The 24,228-nt window shown below is 70.7% G+C and carries 16 protein-coding genes and 2 pseudogenes; 9 read left to right on the top strand and 9 right to left on the bottom strand.

The features are described 5' to 3' along the window. The 3 genes and pseudogenes from FVS66_RS32255 to FVS66_RS32265 all read right to left on the bottom strand — a co-directional run. A partial coding sequence (locus tag FVS66_RS32255) for an IS5 family transposase (protein WP_149181495.1) occupies positions 1-811 on the bottom strand: 811 nt, incomplete at its 3' end. Positions 812-1,149: 338 nt separating this feature from the next. Beyond that, positions 1,150-1,956, bottom strand: coding sequence for a nucleotidyltransferase domain-containing protein (locus FVS66_RS32260; RefSeq protein WP_149184812.1), 807 nt, complete (start codon positions 1,954-1,956; stop codon positions 1,150-1,152). A gap of 118 nt (positions 1,957-2,074) precedes the next feature. After that, positions 2,075-2,272: pseudogene (locus FVS66_RS32265) on the bottom strand (transposase); the annotation flags it as partial. 586 nt (positions 2,273-2,858) lie between these two features. Here FVS66_RS32265 and FVS66_RS32270 point away from each other — a divergent pair. Together FVS66_RS32270 and FVS66_RS32275 are read left to right on the top strand one after the other, a co-directional pair. Next, positions 2,859-3,206 carry a carboxymuconolactone decarboxylase family protein gene (locus FVS66_RS32270; protein WP_149184813.1) on the top strand — a complete coding sequence of 116 codons (348 nt, stop codon included), beginning with the start codon at positions 2,859-2,861 and terminating at the stop codon, positions 3,204-3,206. 114 nt (positions 3,207-3,320) lie between these two features. Beyond that, positions 3,321-3,464, top strand: a pseudogene (locus FVS66_RS32275) (SHOCT domain-containing protein); the annotation flags it as partial. Positions 3,465-3,611: 147 nt separating this feature from the next. Here the strand turns inward: FVS66_RS32275 and FVS66_RS32280 are convergent. Together FVS66_RS32280 and FVS66_RS35315 are read right to left on the bottom strand one after the other, a co-directional pair. Continuing rightward, entirely contained in the window at positions 3,612-4,967 is a 1,356-nt protein-coding gene (locus FVS66_RS32280; protein WP_149184815.1) for a chloride channel protein, read from the bottom strand. Between the two features lie 73 nt (positions 4,968-5,040). Continuing rightward, positions 5,041-5,250 (bottom strand): hypothetical protein, encoded by a 210-nt coding sequence (locus FVS66_RS35315; protein WP_187645794.1) that lies wholly within the window; start codon positions 5,248-5,250, stop codon positions 5,041-5,043. Positions 5,251-6,394: 1,144 nt separating this feature from the next. Between FVS66_RS35315 and FVS66_RS32290 the strand changes: the two genes are divergently transcribed. Continuing rightward, positions 6,395-9,301, top strand: coding sequence for a LuxR family transcriptional regulator (locus tag FVS66_RS32290; RefSeq protein ID WP_262387328.1), 2,907 nt, complete (start codon positions 6,395-6,397; stop codon positions 9,299-9,301). A 98-nt stretch (positions 9,302-9,399) separates the two neighbouring features. Here FVS66_RS32290 and FVS66_RS32295 read toward each other — a convergent pair whose 3' ends face one another. From FVS66_RS32295 to FVS66_RS32305, 3 genes are read right to left on the bottom strand one after another with little or no spacing between them, the layout of a single operon-like run. Continuing rightward, on the bottom strand, positions 9,400-10,464 hold the full coding sequence (locus tag FVS66_RS32295; protein ID WP_149184817.1) for a glucose-1-phosphate thymidylyltransferase: 1,065 nt from the start codon (positions 10,462-10,464) through the stop codon (positions 9,400-9,402). A gap of 10 nt (positions 10,465-10,474) precedes the next feature. Then, on the bottom strand, positions 10,475-11,719 hold the full coding sequence (locus tag FVS66_RS32300; RefSeq protein WP_262387329.1) for a cytochrome P450: 1,245 nt from the start codon (positions 11,717-11,719) through the stop codon (positions 10,475-10,477). Further along, positions 11,716-13,017: a glycosyltransferase gene (locus FVS66_RS32305; protein WP_149184818.1), complete on the bottom strand. Its 1,302-nt coding sequence runs from the start codon at positions 13,015-13,017 to the stop codon at positions 11,716-11,718. Before FVS66_RS32305 ends, FVS66_RS32300 begins: the two co-directional genes overlap by 4 nt. Before the next feature lie 363 nt (positions 13,018-13,380). Between FVS66_RS32305 and FVS66_RS32310 the strand changes: the two genes are divergently transcribed. The 6 genes from FVS66_RS32310 to FVS66_RS32335 all read left to right on the top strand — a co-directional run bounded on the left by FVS66_RS32310 (position 13,381) and on the right by FVS66_RS32335 (position 23,298). Then, positions 13,381-14,910, top strand: coding sequence for an NAD(P)/FAD-dependent oxidoreductase (locus FVS66_RS32310; protein WP_262387330.1), 1,530 nt, complete (start codon positions 13,381-13,383; stop codon positions 14,908-14,910). Then, a complete protein-coding gene (locus FVS66_RS32315; protein ID WP_149184819.1) occupies positions 14,907-18,167 on the top strand; it encodes a ferritin-like domain-containing protein in 3,261 nt (1,086 codons plus the stop codon). Before FVS66_RS32310 ends, FVS66_RS32315 begins: the two co-directional genes overlap by 4 nt. A gap of 60 nt (positions 18,168-18,227) precedes the next feature. Further along, positions 18,228-19,526, top strand: coding sequence for a cytochrome P450 (locus tag FVS66_RS32320; RefSeq protein ID WP_149184820.1), 1,299 nt, complete (start codon positions 18,228-18,230; stop codon positions 19,524-19,526). A 41-nt stretch (positions 19,527-19,567) separates the two neighbouring features. Beyond that, positions 19,568-20,428: a class I SAM-dependent methyltransferase gene (locus FVS66_RS32325; RefSeq protein WP_149184821.1), complete on the top strand. Its 861-nt coding sequence runs from the start codon at positions 19,568-19,570 to the stop codon at positions 20,426-20,428. Positions 20,429-20,686: 258 nt separating this feature from the next. Then, positions 20,687-21,529: a methyltransferase domain-containing protein gene (locus FVS66_RS32330; RefSeq protein ID WP_149184822.1), complete on the top strand. Its 843-nt coding sequence runs from the start codon at positions 20,687-20,689 to the stop codon at positions 21,527-21,529. Positions 21,530-21,618: 89 nt separating this feature from the next. Further along, on the top strand, positions 21,619-23,298 hold the full coding sequence (locus tag FVS66_RS32335; RefSeq protein ID WP_149184823.1) for an FAD-dependent monooxygenase: 1,680 nt from the start codon (positions 21,619-21,621) through the stop codon (positions 23,296-23,298). Positions 23,299-23,441: 143 nt separating this feature from the next. Here the strand turns inward: FVS66_RS32335 and FVS66_RS32340 are convergent, their stop codons facing one another. After that, positions 23,442-24,191, bottom strand: a complete 750-nt coding sequence (locus FVS66_RS32340; RefSeq protein WP_149184824.1) for a hypothetical protein — start codon at positions 24,189-24,191, stop codon at positions 23,442-23,444. Positions 24,192-24,228: the final 37 nt, after the last annotated feature.

Below are 24,228 nucleotides of genomic sequence, written 5' to 3' on the forward strand. Positions count from 1 at the left end.
CGCCGGTGAGGCGGCGGGCCATCAGGTCGGTCATGGCGAGGTGGATCATGGCTTCGGAGCGGGCGGGCAGGGTTTCGTAGTCGCGGGCCAAGCGGCGGTGGAGCATCAGCCACCCGTAGGTCCGCTCCACCGTCCAGCGCTTTGGCAGCGGGGTGAAACCCCTGGTCCTGGGGTTGCGTTGGACGATTTCCATGTCGATACCGAGGGCGGCCGCGTGCTCGACGAGGTGTCGGCGGTAGCCGCCGTCGACCCAGGTCTTGCGGACGGCGGGATGCTCTGCGGCGACTTGTTCGATGAGGATCCGGCCGGCGTCGGAGTCCTGCACGCTCGCCGCGGTGACCAGCACCGCCAGCAGCAGCCCGAGGGTGTCGGTGACGATGCTCCGCTTGCGTCCCACGATCTTCTTCGCCGCGTCCGTGCCCTGTCCGGCGGCCGGCACGCTGGCGGAGGTCTTCACGCTCTGCGCGTCGATGACACACGCCGAGGGCTGGGCGTTGAGGCCCTCCTTTTGGCGCACCAACTCCCGCAGCAATCCGTTGAGCTGGACGAACACACCGTCCTTCTGCCACTTGGCGAAGTAGCCGTAGACGGTTTCCCAGGGCGGGAAGTCGTGCGGCAGGTAGCGCCACTGCACTCCGGTGCGGTCCACGTACAGGATCGCGTTCATGATCTCGCGCAGCTCGTGCTCGGGCGGGCGCCCGATGTTCAGCGCACGTCGGCGCCGCTCGGTCCGCCAGGCGCTCAGCACCGGCTCGACCAGTTCCCAGCGGGCATCGGACAGATCACTCGGATACGCACGACGTTCGGCCATGACTCGGGCATACCGCCGCTCGGGGGCGTGCGCCCAGGCGTGCAGTGCGACCGGCAGGAGCACACTCTGCCGGCGTCTTGGGATGAGACAGGCGCAAGCCGCATTCCGCCTCAGCTGTCACCCCACCCAGCGTCTAAGGCCCACTCGCATCGATAGCCTCATCAACATCACACCAGTGCATCGCAGAAAACCGGGGATAACGGCGCATTGAAGATGAAAACGACCTCTGAGTGCGTGTTTCTAATCTGCAGGCAGATGACGGTTCGGCTAGCGTGGCGCCGGGCCGCTCTCTGCTGGATGGCTGCGTAGATGGGGACGTCCTGGTCCTGCTCTGCCCGTTAAGGACGCGGGGCCTTCTCGCCGTGCAGGGCTGTGTATTCGGTTGCGAGCCAAGGGCCGAGGTCATCGATGAGCGTCCCGAGCACCGCCGGATCAGACGAGGGTGAACGACCAACGGCCGCGGCGACACGCATCTGCTCGACGCGCTCGGGGTAGTAGCGGCCGAAGAGCTCGGCGGACTCATGGAGGTCGCTGGTCCAGCCGCCCCATTGGGGCATGATCAGAGTGAATCCTGTGCGGACGATGCGACGGCCGACGAAACGGCTGAGGACCCGGCGATCGGCATCCGTGGCGGCTTCGGCTGCCTTGGCACGCCAGCGTGGAAGCACACGGGCGAGGTCACCGTTGGTCTCCCGCGCGAGTAGGGCTGTGGGGTGGTAACGGGGCAGTTGTTCTGCGAGATCAGGACCCAGCAACGGGGTGCAGAGGCAGGCGATGAAGAATCCGCCGTCGTGACGTTCGACGTCGCTGAGCAGAAGCCGAGTGCTGGTCAGCAGGATCCCGACGCCGTCGATCTGCGGGAATGCACGGTCGAGTACGGCCTCGATCGCTTTGGCGTCGGCGCGGTCGGCTTCGGTGGGCTCGTCGTGGAGAGCGAGCTGGAGGTCGAGGTCGGAGACTCCAGGAGTGGCGGTGCCACGGGGGATGCTGCCGTAGAGGTAGGCACTGTGCAGGCGCGTTCTGCCGAATGTTGCGGTGATATGAGCGCGGGCGGCATCGACGACGGGGACGAACCCTGCCGGCACTCGGTCCAGTGCGCCTTCGCGTGCGATCGTTCCGTCGCGGTTCAGCCCTCGTTCATTCATGGGGCCACTGTGCCTTGTGCTGCTGCGTGCTGCCGAGCGGATTTTCGAGGGAGGAGCGGCGCTCTCAAGTGTCGGCCGATGCGGGTTTCCTTGGCCAGCTGGGGGTGGCGCCTTTTCACGCGAGACGGCGGGTCATGAGGGTGATGGCGGCCCAGGTGATCAGGGTCTCGGAGTGCTGGATGAGCCGTTCGTAGTCGCGGGCGTGTCGGCGGGCGTGCATCATCCACGCGAGTGACCTTTCGACGACCCAGCGGCGGGGAAGTATGACGAAGCCGGAGGTGTTCTTGGGGCGGCTGACCGGTTTGATGGTGAGGTTGTCGGTCCCGCTGCGCGAGATGGCGATCACAGGTACGGGAGCAGGCGTGAGCGCGGCGCGGTGCCGGTGCAGCGCCGCGAGATCATGCCGGTCGAACGGGGAGTGTGGCCGCGCTCCGGCTTCTTTCCTGGTCAGCGCCGCCCGCGACCGGAGCGGCCCGAAAGGGATCTTGAGCCTCGCCCAAAGCGGGTGGGGAGGCGGGAACCGCCGCCTCATCCAGTGGACCATCCGACTGTGGGCTCCGCATGTCGGTCGGGTCTGGCGGTTCCCTCGTGCCGAGGGCCGCCATGGGCCAGGAGCACCGCAGGCTCCTTAGCGCCGCTGATGGAAAATCCGCGACAGGGCCCCGGAGCGCCCCCATCCCCGTGGGCTGTGGAACTACCCCACCCCCGGGGCCGTGGCACTTGTCCTCGGCATCGTCGTCCTCGGGCCGGCTCTCCGCGGCGTCCTCGCCGCGGCCTCCGGCACAACCGGACGCCCGGCCGCAGGTGACCGGCCGGTCACCCGTCCCGGGTGATGCAGTCCGGCGCGCGCAGGGGCTCTCCTGTAGACGTACGGCACCCCGACCCCAGGAAAGGAGCCGGACATGGCTGAGCAAGAGACCGGGGCGGGCGGCGTCACCGCCCTCGCCGAAGCGAACGCTCCTGTGTTCGAGACGCTCGTGCAGATGACGCTCGACACGTACGAGCGGTCCGGGCTGGATGAGGAGACGTATCTGCTGGCACGCATCGCGGCTCTGGTGGCCATGGATGCCTCCGCCCCCTCGTACCTGCTCAACATCGGCACCGCCGCGGAAGTCGGCGTGCCGCTGGAGAAGATCCAGGGAACGCTCGTGGCGATCGCCCCCGTGGTGGGCAGCGCCCGGGTAGTGTCCGCCGCCCGCGCCATCGGTGAGGCCTTCGGGCTGGAACTTCCCACAGAAGAAGAGCAGTGACGCCCGGCCCTGCCGGGGCCGTGAGCCCCGGCAGGGCTCAGCAAGGGGCCGTCGGCCCTCCTGCGGCAAGCATGGGCAGGCGTGCACGGGAGCACATCGGGGCTGGAGGAGACGGACCGCTACATCCGCGAGACCGTCGGCACCACCGGCCCCGCCGCCGAGGCGGACCGACTCGCCAAGCTCTCAGAGATCCGGTCGCGCGGCGACATCTCCGACGAGGAGTTCCGCCGGGCCAAGGAGAAGGTCCTCCACTCGTAACCGCATGCAACGCAAGCCGCGTCCGGAGGGAGGAGCCCGGAGCTGCCACCCATGGGCCCGCGGAGCCGACGGTGCGTTCGCCGCTCTCTTCACTGACGGGTGATGAATGTAGGGCCCGATCGCGTACGGGCGGTCCTGAGCCGTTGGTCACGGCTGCTGCCGGCCTGGCCTCGCTTCCGGCCCTGGCTCCGGGGCGGGAGGAGGTGTGAGCCACGCCGTGGCGACGTACGAGACCACGACCGCGACGATCACCAGGGGCATGACGGTGAGCCCCTGCGTCCCGATCAGCAGCGTCGCGAGCAGGACGGAGACCAGCGGAAGTCCCAGCATCGCGGCGCTCATCGCTCCGATACCCATCGCGAACCCTCCGACCAGGCTCAGCCCCGGCAGGTGGGAGAACAGGATGCCGCCCGCCGCTCCCACGAACATCGCGGGAAAGATCGGGCCTCCCCTGAAACTGCTGAGCGACACGCAATAGGCCAGCCCCTTGCACAACACCAGCAGCAGCAAAGCTCCCACCGAATACGCGGCGCTGTGCGTGAGGAGTGGGCCCAGCGCCGTCTGCCCCGAATACAGCACGTCGGTCGCCGCTTTGCCGGTGCCCTCCGCGTAGCCGATCGCCAGCCCCGCCACGACCAGGCCCATGACCAACGTGGCCGGCACCCGTCGTCTCTCGACGTGTGTCTCGAGCCGGACGGCGAGCCATCGGATTCCCACACCCACGAACGCGGCCGACAGTCCGATGACCAGAGCCCAGCCGAATTCCGCCGCGGTCGGGTCCCTGACCTCGGGTACGTCGTGCAGTGCCAGCGAGTAGGTGCCGAGCCCGCTCCAGGATCCGAGTCCGACGAAGATGAGTGCGCCGATTCCCGCAGCCAGCAGGCCGGGCACCAGCACCAGTGCCAGCATCGGCCCGCCCAACCCCGAAGCTTCCATCAGGAGGAACGCTCCGAGCAGCGGTGATCCCAGCAGCGAGCTGATGGCCGCGAAACTGCCCGCCGCGCCAAGCACCGCGGTCACCTGCTCAGGGGGGTCCCGTCTGACCATCCGCACGGCGCCGGCGGCGAGCCCGCCGCCGAGGGCCAGGAGAGGGGCCTCGGGCCCGAGGACGGCAGCGAAACAGAGCGTCGCCAAGGCGGCGAGGAAGATGCCGGGCAGTTCGATGGGGGTGGGCGGGCCGGTGGTCTTGAACCCGGCTGTCGGTTCATGGCCGCCGTGGCCCGGCAGGTACCGAATCGTCAGTCCGGTAAGCAGTCCCCCTACGGCGAGCAGCGGCAACGGCCACCACAGTGGCGTTCCGTCGAACCCCAGCGATTTGGGCAGATCCGTGTAGATCAGTGGCTGAACCTCGCTGACCAGCGCGAGGAAGCCGAACGCCGCCGCGGACACCGGCACGCCGATGAGCGCGGCCAATGCCAGGAGCACCAGGTACGCGCGGCTCCGAAGGAGCGTCGGAGGGTCTGGGGGTGACGCGCCCTCGGGTCCCGTCCTGGCCTCCGGCATGAGCTTTGCCTCCTCGCGATGCGGACCTCGTCGTGGTCTCACCGGCTGCTCTCAGCGAACCTGAGACGTCCTGTCACTCCGCTCCCATGCGGGTAGTGGCGCGTGACCGGGGACAGACCTGCCAGGCGAGCACGCCGGCGAAAAGTACGGGGCTTACGGCCGGCACGATCGCTGTACCGATGTCGGGCCCCTTGTCCAGCGGCACCAGGTGGTAGACAACCGCCGACAGGACCACGGTCACCGAGGATCGGGCCGCCGAGAGCAGCAGTCGACGGCGAGGCACGCGGGAAGCGTTCAGCCTGCCGGGGTCTTCTCATGACGTCACCATGGGCGCATGTGGAGTCCGTCGTCGGTCGCGGTCGTGCTCCCGCAGGTTTCGGGCCCGGGGCGGGCTCGGGCTTCCCACCCGCAGAGCCACATTTCAATATGACGGCTGAAGGCTTCGGAAACCCTCTGGACACTGTCCAACGCGCCTCCCGCAACCCTTTTGGAGGGAACTTTCGCGGAACACGCATGAGCCACGGCTCCGAGTGGATCTGTGCCGGCTGTACGGCGGAGAGGTACAGCAACCCTCGCGCCGTCCCGGTCCAGCAGCGTCCGCGGACGACTTGCCGGTCGGCCTTGGGCGGCAAGCCGACCGCAACCCGTCAGAGCCTTCAGTAGCGACGAATTGCGCACCTGCGGCCCAGTGAGCGGACTTCTGCATTATGGGGTCGAGGAGAAGGATCAGTCCCCGGATGGGGAGCGGTTATTGAAGCGGCGTCCGCCTTCTCCATGTGGCCACACGGTTCGGTGCATGTACGTCTTTCCCGCCCACGGCACGGGACTCACCGTCCTATTCGGAAGCCGTCGGAGCCGACTGTGCGAGGAAGAGGTGTATGCGGACACGCACGGTGAGAGCGCTCCCGAGCGTGGTACGGATCCGGCCAGGGCGAGCGGGAGCGGTTGAGCCAACTTACCCGGAGCCGCGCAACGTTCCAGGTACGCGACGTGCCGGTGGGCGGCATCGGTGGCGGCCCGGCGGTGATGCGTCCAGGCGTCCATCCGGTGGCTTGAACCCACAGCTCAGGCGCGGCGATGGGGCCTTCGGCCAAGAAAACGGGCAAATGGTGTTGCCCGTTCGGGCATCCGACGGCATGGCCCGTCCTTCCTTCGAATTTCAAGGGAGTATGGCGGGTTATCAGGACGTCGGACTGACGGAATTTACCCTCTTCCCCGTGAACCATCCCGGCCATAGCCTTGACTGTGATCTTCGAGGAGACCGCGAATGGGGGTCGCGAATCGCTCCGCATGCGGGATTGCAGCACGGACCGGGGAAAGACGGCATAGCCGTGATACGGAGGGTTATGAGCCCCAAGGTAAGACCGTTACCGCAGGTGCGCGGCCGGGAACAGCAGCTGGCACAGATAAGGGCGAACCTTCACAGCGTGACAAGCGCCCGGCGGAGCAAGGTCCTTCTGGTGGAGGCGGCGCCCGGCGCGGGCAAGACCCGCCTCCTCCTGGAAGCCGTCGACATCGCGGACCGGGACGGGTTCGCGGTCTTCAACGGCGCCTCGGCCGGTACTGACGCGGCACCGCGATTCCACCACCCGAGTGCGTCCCACGCCATCGAGGCCGCGCGGGCATGGCTGCGCGATGACACGGAACAGACCCGCGCCGTCGTCGCGCTCGACGATCTGCATCTGGCGAACCCTCCCTCGCTGACAACGTTGTACGACCTCATCGTGGGCCTCAGCGGCCGCCGGGTCCTCTGGCTGCTCGCCTTCACCCCGGACGAGGACGCCGCGCCGTACGAGCCGGTGAAGAGCTGTCTCGGCAAGCTGCGCGGCAGGGTTCCGGTGGAACCGGTGCGGGAGCTGGGGCCGCTCTCGGGCGACGCGTTGACACAACTGGTCGCCGACCGCGCCGGAGCCGTCCCCGACCCGGCGCTCCTCGCCCTGGCGGAGAGCGTCGACAGCGCTCCACGTGCGGTGATCGAGCTGGTGAGCGGGCTGGTGGAGGACGGCGACATATGTGTGGTCGACGGGACCTCGCGGTTGCAGCCCGACTCGGTCGGCAGCGCACCTGTCGGAGCTCGGGTCTGCATGCCCGCGCCGGTACCGAAACGTTTCTCCGCACTGATCCAGAAGGATCTCCGGTCGCTCTCCGAGCCCACCATGAAGGCTCTCAGGCTGGCAGCGGTGCTCGGATCGCCGTTCGCACCGGAGGATCTTTCGGCCATGCTCGGCGAAGCACCCGTCGGCCTGCTGGCAGCGGTGGACGAAGCGGTCGGCCGGGGGCTCCTGGTCTGTGGTGAGCACGACCTCGCGTTCCGCAGCGAGCCGATCTGGCGTGTACTGCTCGACTCCGTACCGCCACCGGTGTGCGCACTGCTGCGTCGGCAGGCGGCGGAGATGCTGCTGTCGCGTCCCGACGGCATCGAACGCGCGGCTCTCCAACTGGTGCACATCGCCCAGCCCGGCAACATGGAGGAACTGCGCGTCGTCGCCGAAGGGTCCCAAAGGCTGCTGGCCTCCGATCCGGCGGCCGCGGCGTCGCTGGCGACCCGCTGTATGGAGCTGCTGGCGCCCGGGCACGCCGAGCGCGTGCGCCTTGCGAAGACCGCCGTCGAGGCGTTCACCAGGGCGGGCGACCTGCACCGGGCGATCACCCTGGCCAAGGACACGATCGACGAAACCGCCAGGCTCGCCGCCCCGTTGTCGGAGTCGCCGGCCGGCGACGTCGCCGCGCTGCGCGCATCGATGTCGGCCGCGCTGCTGCTGCTGGGCGACGCGGAGGCGGCGCGCAGGGCGGCAGGCGACGCGCTCGCGGCGCAGGAGGGCGGATCCCGGGGCGCCTCGCTGGGCTTCCAAGACGCCTCGCTGGGCTTCCAAGACGCCTCGCCGGGCTTCCAAGACGCCTCGCCGGGCTTCCAGGAAGCTTCCCAGGGCGCTTCCCAGCGCGGACTCCAGGACGGACTCCAGCGCGGGTTGCCGCACCACGAGGCCGTGATCACCCATCTCGCCGCCTCCTACCTGACCGGCGACAGCACGGCGGTCGAACGAGCGCGGAAGATCCTCAGCGCACCCGACCGGCACGCACGACCCGTGCGAGTCGGCGCGATGACCTTCCACGCGTTCGGCCAGTGGCGCGACGGCCAGGTGGACGATGCGGTGGAAGCCCTGCGCGAAGCGGTGGCGCTCGGCCGCGACGGGGGCGCGGAAGGGCAGTTCCTCGATCCACGCTGGTTCCTCGCCTTCGCGCTCACCAGGACCGACGAGTACGAGGAGGCCGCGGCGATCGTCCAGTGCTCCGCCCGGACGGCCGCCGCGGAGGCGGGGACTCCGGCCGCCGCCGTCCGGGCCGTGCTGCGAGCACCGCTGCATCTCGCCCAGGGACGCCTGGACGAGGCCGAGGAGGCGGCGAGGGCCGGTGTGGGAACGGACGGCCGCCCGTACCTGCCTATGCTCGCCCCGCAGGCGTGGCTGGTGCTGGCCATGGCCGCACTGCGCCGCGGGGCGCTCGCCCAGGCCGAGGACCATATGAAGACCCTGGAGAAGAACTTCCCCCAGCACCCCTCCAGTCCCTGGTGGGCCGCACGGCTCCTGCTGAACGCGCAGTTGGCCGAGGCGCAGGCGGACTCCCGGGCGGCGCTGGAGGTGCTGTCGGAGATCGGCGCGCATTCCGGTGCGCTCCGATTACTCGTTCTGGAGGATCCGGCCGCCGCGGCCTGGTGTGTCCGCGTCGCGCTCGCGGCGGAGATGCCGGATGTCGCCCGGACGGTGGTCGAAACGACGGAGTACCTCCGCGCGCGCAACCCGCGCGTTCCCGCGGTGTTCGCCGCGGCCATGCATGCCCGCGCCCTGGTCGAAGGAGACGCGGACGCCCTCGCCCAGGCAGGCCGGCTGCACCGGAACCCGTGGGCTCGGGCCGCGGCGGCCGAGGACCACGCCGGCCTCCTGCTCGCCGGCGGCGGACGCGGCGGCGAACGCGGGGGCGGCGAACGCGGGGGCGCAGACGACCACGAGACCGCGATCAGTGAGCTGGACCGTGCGATGAGCGCTTACGGCGCGCTCGGCGGTGAGCGGGATGCCGCACGCGTACGGGCCCGGCTGCGCCGGCTCGGCGTGCGGCGCCGGCACTGGACGCACGCGAAGCGCCCGGTCTCCGGCTGGGAGAGCCTCACCAAGACCGAACGGAAGGTGGCGGAACTGGTGGCCGACGGGCTCACCAACCAGCAGGCCGCGCGCCATCTGTTCATCTCCCCGCATACGGTCGGGTTCCACCTGCGGCAGATCTACCGCAAGCTCGACATCCGGTCCCGTACGGCTCTGATCCGGTTGAAGGCGTCGTAGCCCCGGCCGCTCCGGGTGAAGGCGCAGCCCCGGCCGCTCCGGTCGAAAGCGCGGCGCCGACCGCGCCTCGACGGGCTCCGGGTTCGCCACGGGAGTCCTCATGACCCGACCTGCACCCGGCTGTGGTCGCCGAGGACGAGACGGTGGGCCCTCAGGGTCCGGGGCGTGGACGTCACCTCGACCTCGCGTCCGATCAGCGAGCGCTCGACACGCCGCACCCCGGCGATGGACGCCCCGCGCAGCACGATGGAGTACTCGACCTCGCTGTCGACCACCTCGCAGTCGCTGTCGATGGAGGTGAACGGACCGATGTAGGAGTCACGGATGCGCGTACCCGCCGCGACGACCACCGGGCCGACGATCCGTGACCCGGTGACCGTCGCGCCCTTCTCGATCACCACCCGGCCGATCAGCTCGCTGGAGCGCACCTCACCGGAGCAGTCGGCCTCGACACCGTCCAGGACGAGGCGGTTGACCTCCAGCATGTCCGCGACGTTGCCGGTGTCCTTCCAGTACCCGGACACGACGGTCGAGTCCACGCGGCGACCCGAGTCGACCAGCTCCTGGATCGCGTCGGTGATCTCCAGTTCGCCCCGCCACGACGGCTTGAGCCGGGACACGGCGTCGTGCACGCGGGCGGTGAACATGTAGACGCCGACGAGCGCGAAGTCGCTCTTCGGGCGCTTCGGCTTCTCCTCCAGGCCGATGACCCGGCCGTGGGGGTCGAGTTCGACCACTCCGAACGCACGCGGGTCCGACACCCGGGTCAGCATGATCTGCGCGTCCGGGCGGTTCTCCCGGAAGCGCCCCACGAGCGCGCTGATGCCGCCGACGAGGAAGTTGTCGCCGAGGTACATCACGAAGTCGTCGTCGCCGAGGTAGTCCCGGGCGATGCGTACGGCGTGGGCCAGGCCCAGCGGTGCCTCCTGCGGGAGGTAGGTGACGTCCAGGCCGAAGCGTGAGCCGTCGCCGACCGCGGACTCGATCTCGGCGGCCGTGTCGCCGACGACGATGCCGACCTCACGGACGCCCGCCTCGGCGATCGACTCGAGGCCGTAGTACAGGACCGGCTTGTTGGCGACGGGCACGAGCTGCTTCGCCGAGGTGTGCGTGATCGGCCGCATCCGGGAGCCGGACCCGCCGGCGAGCACGAGCGCCTTCATCGACGCCCCTTCAGTCCAGCACCGCGGGCAGGACGCTCATCCGCCGAATCATCCACTCCGACTCCCACTCGACGGCGGTGCCGGTGCTCAGCCGCGCCTTCGGGAACCGGCGCAGGAACCCGCGCAACGCGATCTGTGCCTCCAGCCGGACCAGTGAGGCGCCGATGCAGTAGTGCGCGCCGAGTCCGAAGGAGAGGTGCCCGTGTCCCTGCCGTTCCGCGGCGAAGCTGTCCGCCCCCTCGTCCGGCTGCCGGTTCGCCGCCGCGATGTTGACCTGCACCGGGGCGCCCTTGGGGATCAGATAGCCGCCGATGTCGAGGTCCTCGGTGGGGAAGCGCCAGGTCGGGTGCGGAAACGGCGGGTGTACGCGGAGGGTCTCCTCGACCCACGCCTTGATGTCCTCGTCGGTCTGCGGCCGTTCGTCCGCCGGCCGCCGCAGAGCCTCGTAGAGCGAGGCGGAGATCAGGCTCCCGGTCGTCTCGTAGCCGGTGATGATCATCCCCACCGTCCAGACGACGACCTCGCCCTCGGTGACCGCGTCCGGCCCGTCGGCGGCGGCCAGAAGCCCCCTGATCACCCCGTCCCGCAGCGGAGCCGGGTCACGCACCCAGCCCTCGACCGCCCCGAACAGCGCGCCGACCGCCTCTTTGCGTGCCGGGTAGTCGGAGGAGTAGAGCATGACGTCGGTGATGCTGCGCAGCCGCCGCTCCGCCTCCAGGGGCAGACCGAGCATCTCGGAGATGAACGCCAGCGGCACCCGGTGGGTGTAGTCCGTGACCACGTTGACCTCGGGGGACTCCGCGGAACGGGACTGTTCCAGCTCGTCCAGGAAGCCGTCGACCTTGACGCTGACCCGCTCGCCCCACCTCTCGGTGTTGCGTGGGCTCAGCACCGGCTGGTGCACCCGCCGGATCCGTGCGTGGTTCTCGCCATCGCTCATGATCATGGCGCGGGCGTACTCCGGGGGCGGCTGCGAGCCCACCATCAGGCCCGGCTTGCGCATGAAGTCGGGGACCAGGGTGATGTCCTTGGCCAGCTTGGGGTGGGTGAGTGCGATCCGTACCAGCTCCGGGTCGCACACGACCCAGGCGTGCTTGCCGAGGTAGGGGATGCGTACGACCGGGGCCACCCGCGCGGCCGCAAGCAGCTCGGGCATGCAGTCGAAGGGGCCCGGGTCCGTCGGCATGGTCGTCTCGGGCGGTTCTGTCAGGCCGGCTTCCGTCGTGACATCGCCGGTTTCCGTCGTGACGTTCAACGTGTGACACCTCCGGTGGGAATCTGGCCCTGGGAATCGGCCATGGACTCGATGAGCTCGGCGGCCCGTCGCGGGGCGTCGCAGCTCTTGTACTCCCGGGACAGTGCGCGTGCCCGCCGCCGGTAGCGCTCGTCGTTCAGTACGGTGCTCACCGCGTCGCGCAGGCCGGCTTCGGACACGGCCCGCCGTCCGAGGACCACACCGGCCCCGGCCCACTTGATCCGCGCCGCCACGTCGGGCTTCTCCTCCGAGCCCGGCGCGACGACCAGGGGCACACCCTGGGCCAGGGCCGCGTTGACGCCGTTGTAGCCGCCGTTGGTCACCATCACGTCCACGTGCGGCAGCAGGTGGTGGTAGGGGACGAACCGTTCCAGCCGGACGTTGTCCGGCAGCGGCCGCAGCCGGTCGGCGTCCAGGTCGGTCCCGGTGGTGACCACGACGAGGACGTCCTGCCCGGCCAGTGCCCGGACGGCGGGGGCGAGCAGCCAGTCGACGTCGTTGGCGGTGGTGCCCTGGGTGATCAGCACCACCGGCCGGCTGCCGTGCAGTTCCTCCCACCAGCCGGGCGGGTCGAAGTTCTCCGGGGGAAGGCCGAGGAGCCCGCCCACGAAGTGGGTTCCCGGGAGCAGGTCGCTGCGGGGGAACTCGAAGGAGGACACGGTACCCATCAGGTAGAGGGCAGGGGGGCGCGCGATGTTCTCCATGGCGCCCGTCCTCAGCCGCGGCAGCCCCACCCGGGCCCGTGTCCGGTCGGCCTCCCTGCGCAGGTCCCGCATCACCACCTGGTCGCCGACGAAGGTGAGCAGCGCGTTGCGCACCCGTCCGAGCGGTGAGGAACTCGGCTGCAGCCCTCGTCCGAGCGGGGCGGTGTCCCTACTGCCGAGGATGTAGACGGAGTTGCTCAGCCAGGCCAGCGGGATGCCGGTGCGCTCGGCGGCGAAGCACGCGCCGTAACACATGTCGTCGGCGAGTACGCAGTCGGCCGGGAACCGTTCGAGTACCGCCAGCAGGTCGTCCATCTGGCGTGGTGCGGTCCGGTAGAAGATGTCCCGGACACCGATCTTGAAACTGGCGATCCCGGTCAGCCCCGCGTGGCCGGGGAACGCCTCCTCCCGGCTCTTGCCGCCGAAGTCGAGTTCGGCGCTCATGGGCTCGAAGTGCGCCCCGGCCTGCTCCACCTGCTTCTGAAAGGCGCGACCGGTGTACCAGCGCACCTCATGTCCGCGCCGGGCGAGTTCACGTGCGACCTCGAGCATGCTGACGACGTGTCCCGGTGCCGGTGTGGTAGCGATCAACACTCGCGTCAACGTCGCCTCCGTCGGGGTCGCGTGTCACCGTTCTCACCGGCCGGCCGGGCGCTTGCGGACCCGGCCGTCCGGCCACGCACGCCAGCATCGCCTCGCCCCGGGCCCTGGACGGCGGCGCGGGGAAAACCCCGCGCGTTCGCGCAGGATGGCGCCGTCGTGCCACCCCGGTCGCGCCGACGGATCGCTGATCGAACCATCCGTGCCGAGGGCCGCCGGGGGATACGGGCGCGCTGTCACCGCGCAAAGAATGGCCGACAGGCAATCCCCGGCATCGCCCTTCCGGGACGGGGAAAGGCGCTGGCGTTCATCCAGGACACACTCCCGGCCTTGGACATCGCGTACTGGAGGAAACCTGTGAAGGCACCCTTGCAGGAGATCGACGGGCCGGACGGCGCCATCGGTGGACCGAAGAAGGTCACCGTCATCGGCGCCGGCATCGCCGGTCTTGTGGCGGCATACGAATTGGAGCGCCTCGGACATCACGTCCAGGTCGTCGAGGGAAGCCGCGAGATAGGCGGCCGGATTCACACCCATCGCTTTCCTGGCGGCCCACCGGAAGGCGGCGGCCAGGCCGGGCCGTTCGCGGAGCTCGGCGCGATGCGGATCCCCGCCGGACACCGGCTGACCATGCACTACATCGCCGAACTGGGCCTGCAGAACCAGGTTCGCGAATTTCGGACGCTGTTCTCCGACGACGCCGCCTACCTGCCCAGTTCCTCGGGATATCTTCGGGTGCGCGACGCACACGAAACCCTTGTCGACGACTTCGCCGCCGGGCTGCCCGACCGGCGATACCGCAGTGACACGCTGCTGTTCGGCGCCTGGCTGGACGCCAGCATAAGAGCCATCGCCCCCCGCCAGTTCTACGACGGGCTGCACGACGAGATAGGCGTGGAACTGCTGAACCTCATCGATCACATCGATTTGACGCCCTACCGGTGCGGCAGCGCGAAGAACAGGATCGATCTGCACACCTTCTTCGCCGACCACCCCCAGGTGCGGTCGTTCTGCCCGCCGCGCCTCGAGCGCTTCCTCGACGATGTGCTGGACGAGACCAGCTCCACCATCGTGCGGCTGCGGGACGGGATGGACGCGCTCCCCCGACGGCTCGCCTCACGGATCCGGGGAGAGATCTCGACCGGCCAGGAGGTGGTGGGCATCGACGTCCGCGACGACGCGGTGGTCCTGCGGATCCGCCAGGGCGTCAGGACCGTCACCAGGACGTGCGACTACGTGGTGTGCACCATTCCTTTCACGGTGCTCAGGAAGATGCGGCTGACCGGCTTCGACAAGAACAAGCTGGACATCGTCCATCAGACGAAGTACTGGGCGGCGACGAAGATAGCCTTCCACTGCCGTGAGGCGTTCTGGGAGAAGGACGGCATCAGCGGGGGCGCCTCCTTCACCGGCGGGCACGTGCGGCAGACCTACTACCCGCCCACCGACGGCGACCCGGCACACGGCGCGGTGCTGCTCGCGAGCTACACCATCGGGCCGGACGCCGACGCGCTCAGCCGGCTCAGCGAGGCGGAGCGGAACGCCGTCGTCACCAGGGAACTGAGCGTGATGCACCCCGAGTTACGCCGGCCGGGCATGGTCCTGGGCGTGGCGGGCCGGGCCTGGGGCGCGCGCCGATGGTCCTCCGGAGCGGCCACGGTCCGCTGGGGCCAGGAAGCCGCGCTCCGCGAGGCGGAACGGCGGGAGGCGGCCCGGCCGCAGAAGGGGCTTTTCTTCGCCGGCGAGCACTGCTCGTCGAAGCCCGCGTGGATCGAGGGCGCCATCGAGTCGGCGATCGACGCCGCGCACGAGATCGAGTGGTACGAGCCGCGGGCCAGCCGTGTGTTCGCCGCCACCCGCCCGAGCCGCTCGGACGAGTCGGCGTGAGCGTCTTCGACCTGCCCCGGCTGCACTTCCGCGGAGCGGCGACGACACACCTGCCCACCGGCCCGCGCAGCGGTCTCGTCGATCTGGCGACGAACACGGCGCTCACCGAGGACGGCCTGCCCTTCCCTGCGCACCGCCCACCCGGCGAGTACCACGAGCATCTCGACCGCCTGGGACCGCGGTTCGACAGCACGGGCCGCCCGGCGTCCGACGGGCCCTTCAGCGCGGCCAAGGGCGAGGACTTCGCCGGCAACGGGCACTTCTCGATCGACGCGCGGATCGTCGGCGTCGAGGGCCGCGCGGGCGACATCGACACCGCCGATCCGGTGGTCGGGCGCGGTGTCGACATGTGGGGGCACTACAACGAGTACCTCGCCACCACGGTCAACCGGGCCCGTGTCTTCGACATCGATCCGTCCTCCGACTGGACCACGACGCTCATGGTCGGACAGTTCTGCTTCGGGCGCGACGGACGCTCCCACGACGTCGGGTACATGGCCACCGGCGCCGTCCGCGGCTTCCAGCCCCCGAGGTGGCACAACGCCGACCACGTCCGCGACGTGGGCGATCACTGGCTGGCGAAGCGGCTGCGCCGGTCCGTGGTCCACCAGTTCGTCGTGACCGAGGACGAGGAGCTGACCTGGCTCGACGAGGCGGCCCTCTCCCCGGCCGTGCGGCGACTGCGCGCCACGGTGGCCGCCGAGGAGGCCGGCGGCCTGGTGGTGCAGTTCGCGCTCAGCCACCTGTCCGTTCCGCACGCCCCCGACCGGCCGAGCCGGTGGCAGCTGCGCGGGACGATCGCCCCCTGGCGGCCGCACGAGCCACGCACATACCCGGCGGGCCGCCTGCTCGTCCCGGACCGCCGCGTGTCCGGCCGGGCTCCCGGCGGGCCGCACAACCTCTCCGTCGAGGTGACGGACGAACACGTCACCCTCAACATGATCACCGCGGTGCCCGCCGCCGGTCCCTCCGCGCTCGTCGACATCGGCGATCTCGAACTGCGTACGGCGGACACCGGCCGACTGGTGGCCCGGGTGCCCCGGCAGGCGTACCTCGGGGAGGAGTACGCCCTGGCCTGCGGCCTGGTGACGGTTCCCAGCGAGTTGCCGGCGCACGCCGCGGCCGAGGAGGCGCTGCACCTGGTGGGCACCGGCCCCGGCGGCCCGGTGGTGCACCTGCGCGAGAAGGAGATCAACGTCCAGGTCGACGACGCGTGCCTCTTCCTGGAGCACCCTCGGGGCCCGGACGACGCGGACCACGACGTCGAGGTGCTCGTACGGTCCTTCGTGCGGGGCCGTCCAGGAGCCGTCGGCGAGATCGGCGTACGGCAGTTCTTCAACCCCGGCGCCCTCCCGCGCGACCCGGCCGCCCGCTCCCCCGAGGCGCGGTCCTCCGACGTCGACATCGTCCGGCTGCGCGCGGGCCGGCGGGACGATACCGGCGCGTGGTCGAGCGCCTGTGCCCTGGACACGGACCACACGGGACGCGGGTGGTTCACCATGCGGGGCGCGGCAGCCGGCACCGCCCGTGTCCTGCTGTCCGCCGGCGCCGGTGACCTGCCGTGCGACATGGACCTCCCCGGCTCCGCGGCCCTCGGCTACGACCACGACGACGCGCTCGGATACTGGCCCGGCGCCGGCTACCTGTCGGTGCGGGTGCTTCCCGACGACTGGCGGCTGGCCGGGACCGGCCAGGACGAGGTGACCTTCGACCTGGTGTACAGGGAGGTCTTCGCGTACTACGAGCACCTGTACTCCTTCATGAAGGCGGAGGTCTTCAGCCTGGCGGACCGGTGCAAGGTGGAGACGTACGCGAAGCTGATCTGGCAGATGTGCGACCCGCGCAACAAGGCGAAGACCTACTACATGCCGCCGACGCGGGATCTGTCCGAGCCGAAGGCACAGCTCCTGCTGAAGTTCCTGCGGGCCCAGCAGGTGCCGGACGGGGTCCTTCTGACGGAGCCGGCCGCCGGCCGCAGGAGCAGGGGGATCGGCACCCGCGGCGAACTCGTCGGGGTGCTGCGCGACGCCGCCGCGATCGAGCTGGCCGTCATGCTCCAGTACCTCTACGCGGCCTACTCGGTGCCCACCCACGGCGCCGGTCTGGAGTACGTGCGGCGGGGCGTGTGGACGCCCGAGCAGCTCCGGCTCGCCTGCGGCGACGGCGGGGAGACCCTCGACGAGGGCATCCGCAGCATGCTGCTGAACATCGCCCGCGAGGAGATGATCCACTTCCTCCTCGTCAACAACATCCTCACCGCGGTGGGCGAGCCGTTCCACGTGCCCCGGATCGACTTCGGCACCGTCAACCAGGAGCTGTCGGTGCCGCTGGACTTCTCCCTGGAGCGGCTCGGACTCGGCAGCGTCGAGCGGTTCACGCTGATCGAGCGGCCGGACGACCTCGTCGGCGAGGTGCGGCGAGGCGACACGGCGGCGGCCGCCCCCGCGCCGTACGACGACCGGCACCCGTACGCCTCGCTGAGCGAGCTGTACGCGGACATCCGGGAGGGCCTGCAACGCGTCCCGGACCTCTTCATGGTGGAGAAGGGCAGAGGAGGCGGGGAGCACCACCTCTTCCTGCGGGAGTCCCTCAACCGGCAGCACCCCGACTACCAGCTCGAGGTCGACGACCTCTCCAGTGCCCTGTTCGCGATCGACGTCATCACCGAGCAGGGAGAGGGAGGGGTGCTCGGCCCGCGAACCGCCGAGCGGTCGCACTACGCCTCGTTCCTGCGGATCTCCGATCTGCTCTGCGGTGCACCGGCCACGGGGACGCGCCCGGGCGGCGAACGGTGGAACCCGGCCTATCCCGTCGTGCGCAACCCGACCCTCGGGCACGGAAACCCCGCCATGGAGACGGTCACCGACCCTGACGCCCGGTCGGTCATGGAGCTGTTCAACCGTTCCTACTTCATGACGCTGCAGCTCATGGCCCAGCACTTCGGTGAGCGCCCCGACGAGAGCCTGCGGCGGTCCGACCTGATGAACGCGGCGATCGACATGATGACCGGCCTGATGCGCCCGCTGGCCGAACTGCTGGTGACCCTGCCGTCGGGGCGCCGCGGCATGACCGCCGGGCCGTCGTTCGAGCTGACCGAGCAGCCCGCGCCCGTGTCCCGTCCGGACGTGGCGAGGCGCGGCATCTCGCTGCGCCTCGACCACCTCGCGGCGGCATGCGGCAAGCACCCCATGGTGCCCGCTCGCGTGGGGGAGATGAGCGCCTTCTGGGCCGACCACTTCCGGCTGCCGCGCGGCTAGGGCGCTTCCGGCGGCGCCCCCGGAACGGCGGCGCCGCACTGCCGAATCGAAGGAGACCGCATGCCATCCGCGACGCTGCCGCGGTTCGACCTCAAGGGCTGGGACAGGAAGGACATCGCCGACCCGTACCCGGTGTACCGGCGCTACCGGGAGACCGCGCCGGTCCATCGCGGCGCGTCGGGCGCGGGTACGGGCTCGGGCGCGGGAGCGGGTACGGGCGCGGGCGCGGGCGGGCCGGACACCTTCTACGTCTTCTCCTACGACGAGGTCGTCCGGGTGCTGTCGAGCCGGCGTTTCGGCCGGGACGCGCGCGTGGCGTCCGCCGACGCCGGCGCGGTGCCCGGCCCGATCCCCGCCGAGTACCAGGCCCTGCGGGCGATCGTCGAGAACTGGCTGGTGTTCATGGACCCGCCGCGCCACACCGAGCTGCGCTCCCTGCTCGGCACGGAGTTCTCGCCCTCGGTCGTCGCCGGGCTGCGGCCTCGCGTCACGCAGATCGCGCACGAGCTACTGGAGCGGTTCGTACGGCACCGGGAGGCGGACCTCGTCGAGGGCTTCGCGGCGCCGTTCCCGATCCTGGTCATCTCCGAACTGCTCGGCATTCCGAAAGAGCACCACGGATGGCTCCGCGCCAACGCGGTGGCTCTCCAGGAGGCCGGCACCACCCGGTCACGCAAGGGCACGGAGGGCTACGCGCGGGCCGAGGCGGCGTCCCTCGAATTCGCCCGCTACTTCCGGCAGGAGGTGCGTCGGCGGCGCGGGGAAGACCGCGGCGACCTTCTCACGCTCCTCGTCCGCGCCCGGGACGGTGGTGCACCGCTGAGCGTGGACGGGATCGTGGGCACCTGTGTCCACCTGGTCACCGCCGGACACGAGACCACCACCAACTTCCTTGCGAAGGCGGTGCTGGCGCTGCGGGCGCACCCGCGGGTCCTCGACGAGCTGCGCGGCACTCCCGAGCTGACGCCGGGGGCGGTCGAGGAGCTCCTGCGCTACGACCCGCCGGTGCAGGCGGTGACGCGGTGGGCGTACGAGGACACCCGCCTCGGTGGGCACGAGGTGCCGCGCGGCAGCCGGGTCGTCGCCCTGCTGGGCTCGGCGAACCGGGACCCCGCGCGCTTCCCGCGCCCCGACGTTCTGGACGTGCGCCGCCCCGCCGACCGGCAGCTGGGCTTCGGGCTCGGCATCCACTACTGCCTGGGCGCGACGCTGGCCCGCGCCGAGGCCGAGATCGGCCTCAGGACGCTGCTGGACGGCGTTCCCGGGCTGGGCCGCGGCGGTCATCGGGTCGACTACGCCGACGACATGGTCTTCCACGGGCCGACACGCCTGGTCCTCGGCATGTCCGACCGCCCGTGACCCGCGGCGACACGCCGGCACCGTACAAGAGGAAGGAACCCATGACGCAGCAGTCCGACACCACCTCCGAGACCACCCCCGACTCCGTCGGCCAGGCGTACGACGTGTTCGCCGACGCCGGCACCACGACGGCCCTGGGCGGCAACATCCACGTGGGCTACTGGGGCGACGACCACGGCGACCACGGCGACCACGACGTCCCGATCACCGAGGCCACCGACCACCTCACCGACCTCGTCGCCGACCGGCTCGCCCTCCGGCCGGATCAGCACCTTCTGGACGTGGGCTGCGGCAACGGCGTCCCGGCCCTGCGCATCGCGGGAGCGTCGCAGGGCGTACGCGTCACCGGCATCACCGTCAGCCACCAGCAGCTCGCCAAGGCGGCGAAGGAGGCGGCCGGCTCCGACGCCCGTGACCGGGTCTCCTTCCTGTTCGCGGACGCCATGGATCTCCCCTTCGAGGACGGTTCCTTCGACGGGGCCTGGGCGATCGAATCACTGCTGCACATGCCCGACCAGGCCGCCGCCCTGGCGGAGATGCACCGCGTCGTCCGCCCCGGCGGCCGTCTGGTCATCGCCGACCTGTGCCAACGGCAGCCGTTCACCGGTGACGACAGAGCCGTACTGGACGGCATGCTGAGCGTGTACGAGATCGCCGGGATCAACACGCCCGACGAGCACCGGGCACGCCTGGCCGAAGGAGGCTGGGAGCTGCTGGAGCTGATGGACATCGGCGAACAGGTCCGGGCCAGTTACGGGCACGCCTCGGCCGCCTTCCGGGAGATCGCCGCCTCCCTCGACGCCCCCGCGGCGGAGCAGATCACGGCGGCGGCCGACCTGATGGAGTCCTTCGGGAAGCACCCGCACACCGGCTACGTCCTGATCACCGCGCGGCGCTCCTGACTTCATATCCCCCAGCGGCTCGGGCGCGCATGGGTTGAACGGCGTTCCGCCCACCCGTTCGCGCCGGAGCAGCCGCGCATCCCCCCGCGTGAACGAGGGGGTTTTCGTCCGGTCCGTCTTTCCGCGGCCCACCCGGCGTGATGCTGAGGCGTGCGGCGGCGAACGCCCTGCGTCCACCAGCCCCCGCACCACACCTCATCTCCACCGTCTCCACCTGTCTCCACCTGTCTCCACCTGTCGACCCGAAAGGCCGTTGCCATGAAGGACTCCGCCCAGACCCTGCCCGTGCCGGGAGCCGTCGGCGAGCTGTACGACCGGCTGACGCTGAACGCGATGAACGACGGCACCTTCAACCCCAACGTTCACATCGGCTACTGGGACACACCGGACTCCGAGGCCACGATCGAGGAGGCGATGGACCGGCTCACCGATGTGTTCATCGAACGGATGGGGATCACCGACGCGTCCCATGTCCTCGACCTGGGCTGCGGGGTGGGCGGTCCCGGTCTGCGGGTCGTGGCGCACACCGGTGCGCGGGTCACCGGCATCAGCGTCAGCGAGGAGCAGATCAAGACCGCCAACCGGCTGGCGGCCGAGGCCGGGGTCGCCGACCGAGCCGTGTTCCAGCACGGCGACGCGATGAAGCTCCCCTTCGCGGACGGGTCGTTCGACGCCGTGATGGCCCTGGAGTCGATCTGCCACATGCCGGACCGGCAGCAGGTGCTCACCGAGGTGAGCCGGGTCCTCGTCCCCGGCGGCCGACTCGTCCTGACCGACGTGTTCGAGCGCGCCCCGCGCAAGGAGGTACGGCACCCGGGCATCGACAAGTTCTGCCGCGACCTCATGTCGACCACGGCGGACGTCGACGACTACGTCGCGCTGATCCACCGTTCCGGCCTGCGGCTGCGCGGCATCCTCGACATCACGGAGCAGACCACGCTGCGCCTCGGCGAGGAGCTGGGGAAGCTGTCGACCGTCGAGGACCGCCCCGCGGCCATGGACGAGGGCAACTTCCACTTCACCGACGACGCCTTCCAGCCGTCCGACCTGGCGGGCGTCGACGACTTCGGCTGCCTCCTGGTCATCGCGGAACGCCCGTGAGCCACTGAAGCGCCGGGTGGGTCGCCCGCGCGAGCCCCTGCGCGGGCGCCCCGCCCGTCGCCACCGTCACGAAGGAAGGTGAGGACGCTATGACGCACTCCGCTGATCGGACCGACGTGCTGATCGTGGGCGGCGGCCCGGTCGGGATGGCGGTGGCGCTGGACCTGACGTACCGCGGAATCGACTGCATGGTCGTCGACGCCGGTGACGGAAAGGTCCGGCATCCCAAGGTGAGCACGATCGGACCGCGCTCGATGGAGCTGTTCCGCCGCTGGGGTGTCGCGGAAGCCGTCCGCGGCGCGGGATGGCCGGCCGACCACCCCCTGGACATCGCCTGGGTCACCCGGGTCGGCGGCCACGAGGTCTACCGGTACCGCCGTGGGACGGCCGGGAACCGCCCGGCCTTCGCGCACACCCCCGAGCCCGACCAGATCTGCCCGGCGCACTGGCTGAACCCGGTGTTGACGCGGGCCGTGGGCGTCCACCCGGACGGTCCGCTACGGCTCCGTACCACCGTCGACCGCGTACGGCAGACCGACGACCACGTCGACGCCACCCTCACCGACCACACCACCGGTACGACCGGCACCGTCCGGGCCCGGTTCGTGGTCGCCTGCGACGGCGCCGCCTCCCCGGTCCGCCGGGCCTGCGGCATCGACGCGCCGGCCCGCCACCGTACGCAGGTCTTCCGCAACATCCTCTTCCGCGCCCCCGAGCTCAAGGAGCGGCTCGGCGACCGAGCCGCCCTCGTCTACTTCCTCATGCTGTCGTCCACGCTGCGCTTCCCCATGCGCTCGCTGAACGGCAGCGACCTGTACAACCTGGTCGTGGGCGTGGACGACCCCGCCGCCGACCGTGTCGACGCGCGGTCACTGATCGGCGACGCCCTCGCCCTCGACACCCCGGTGGAGCTGCTGAGCGACGGCGAGTGGCATCTCACCCACCGTGTGGCCGACCGGTACCGGGCCGGGCGCGTCTTCCTCGCGGGCGACGCCGCGCACACGCTGTCGCCCTCCGGTGGCTTCGGCCTCAACACCGGCATAGGCGACGCCGCCGACCTGGGCTGGAAACTCGCGGCCACGCTGAACGGCTGGGCCGGGCACCGGCTGCTCGACACATACGAGACCGAGCGCAGGCCGATCGCCGTGGAGAGTCTGCGGGAGGCCCACCTCAACCTGCAGCGCACCATGCGCAGGCAGGTACCGCCCGAGGTCCACCTGGACGGGCCCGAGGGCGAGCGGGCCCGTGCGGAGATGGCGGAGCGGCTGGAGCGCAGCGACGTACAGCGGGAGTTCGACGCCCCGCAGATCCACTTCGGGCTGCGCTACAGCTCCCCCGCCATCATCGAAGACCCCGAAGTGCCGGTGCGCCACGGCACGCCGGACGCCGACTGGCGCCCCGGCAGTGAGCCCGGCTACCGCGCCGCGCACGCGTGGTGGGACTCCACCACCTCCACGCTCGACCTGTTCGGGCACGGGTTCGTCCTGCTGCGCTTCGCCGCCGATCACGACGGACTCGCGGGAGTCGAGCGCGCTTTCGCCGACCGGGGCGTACCGCTCACCGTGCGGAACGGGGGCGACGACGGGGATGTCGCCCGGCTCTACGAACGGTCCTTCGTACTGGTCCGCCCGGACGGGTACGTGGCGTGGCGCGGCGACGAACTGCCGCGGGACCCGACGGCCTTCGTCGACACGGTCCGCGGTGACCGGACCGAGGCCGTGCGCGGTGACCGGTACGCGTACACGGCAACCGGCGGACAGCACACATGAGGACGGCACGGTGGGCATGCGGCAGTCATCCGAGAAGTGTCTGCGGGCGGCCGGACTCGTCGAGGTGACCCGGGCCCCCTGGAGGTGTCCGGCGCCGGCGTACGCAGACGCCGCGCTGCCGCGCGTGACGACCGGGGAACCCGTCAGCCTCTGGTGGTGGTGTGAGGCAGGATCGCGCCGGCCGCTCTCGTGTCCGCCGCGGTGTCGATGAGGTTCACCATCAGCGGCGTGCTGCCCGTCGGGCCCTTGGCCTGGGCCCGGAGGCGGTAGCGCTCGGTGCGGACCGCGTCGCGTGCCAGAGGCGTGCCGCCCTCGTACATGCTCGGGGGCATGTAGTCGTTGGCGATGCGGAGTTGTTCGGGGCGCCAGGTGCCCGTCGCGGGGTCCCAGCGCTCCAGGGTGAAGCCGTCCTGGGGCGGGCGGTCGGCCGCGGGATCGTCGTCGAACAGGATCTCCATCTGGAAGGCGAGGCGCAGCCGCGTGTACGCGTGGGTGTTGCCGTTGCGGAGCGTGACCGTGAACTCCTGGGGCGCGCCGCCCCGTACCAGGGTGATCTTCCCACCGGGCGTCGCCGTCGACATCGACAGACGGGTCGGGGCGGGCGGGGGCTTCGGCTTCGACGTCCGCGCCGGTTTCGGCGTCGGAGTGGCCGGGGTCGGTGTGGGTGACGTGGGCGCCGCGGTGCTCGGGGCCGGGCTCGTCGCCGGTGGCTCGGAGACAAGCGGCGACGACCGGGTCGCCGGGGCCGACGGCGACGATGACGATGACGCGAGCGTCGGTGTCGGCTTCCGGGCCGTCCCGTCGCCGTCCTCGCACGAAGTCAGCAGCGGCAGCAGCAGAGCCAGTGCCGCCGTCGCGGCCGGCAGCCTGCGGCGTCCGTCGGTCGTGCGCATCTTCTGTTCCCCCGTCGCGGTCCTTCCCGCGTGTGAC

The organism is Streptomyces sp. TRM49041 (genome assembly GCF_008271805.1).
GTDB lineage: Bacteria > Actinomycetota > Actinomycetes > Streptomycetales > Streptomycetaceae > Streptomyces.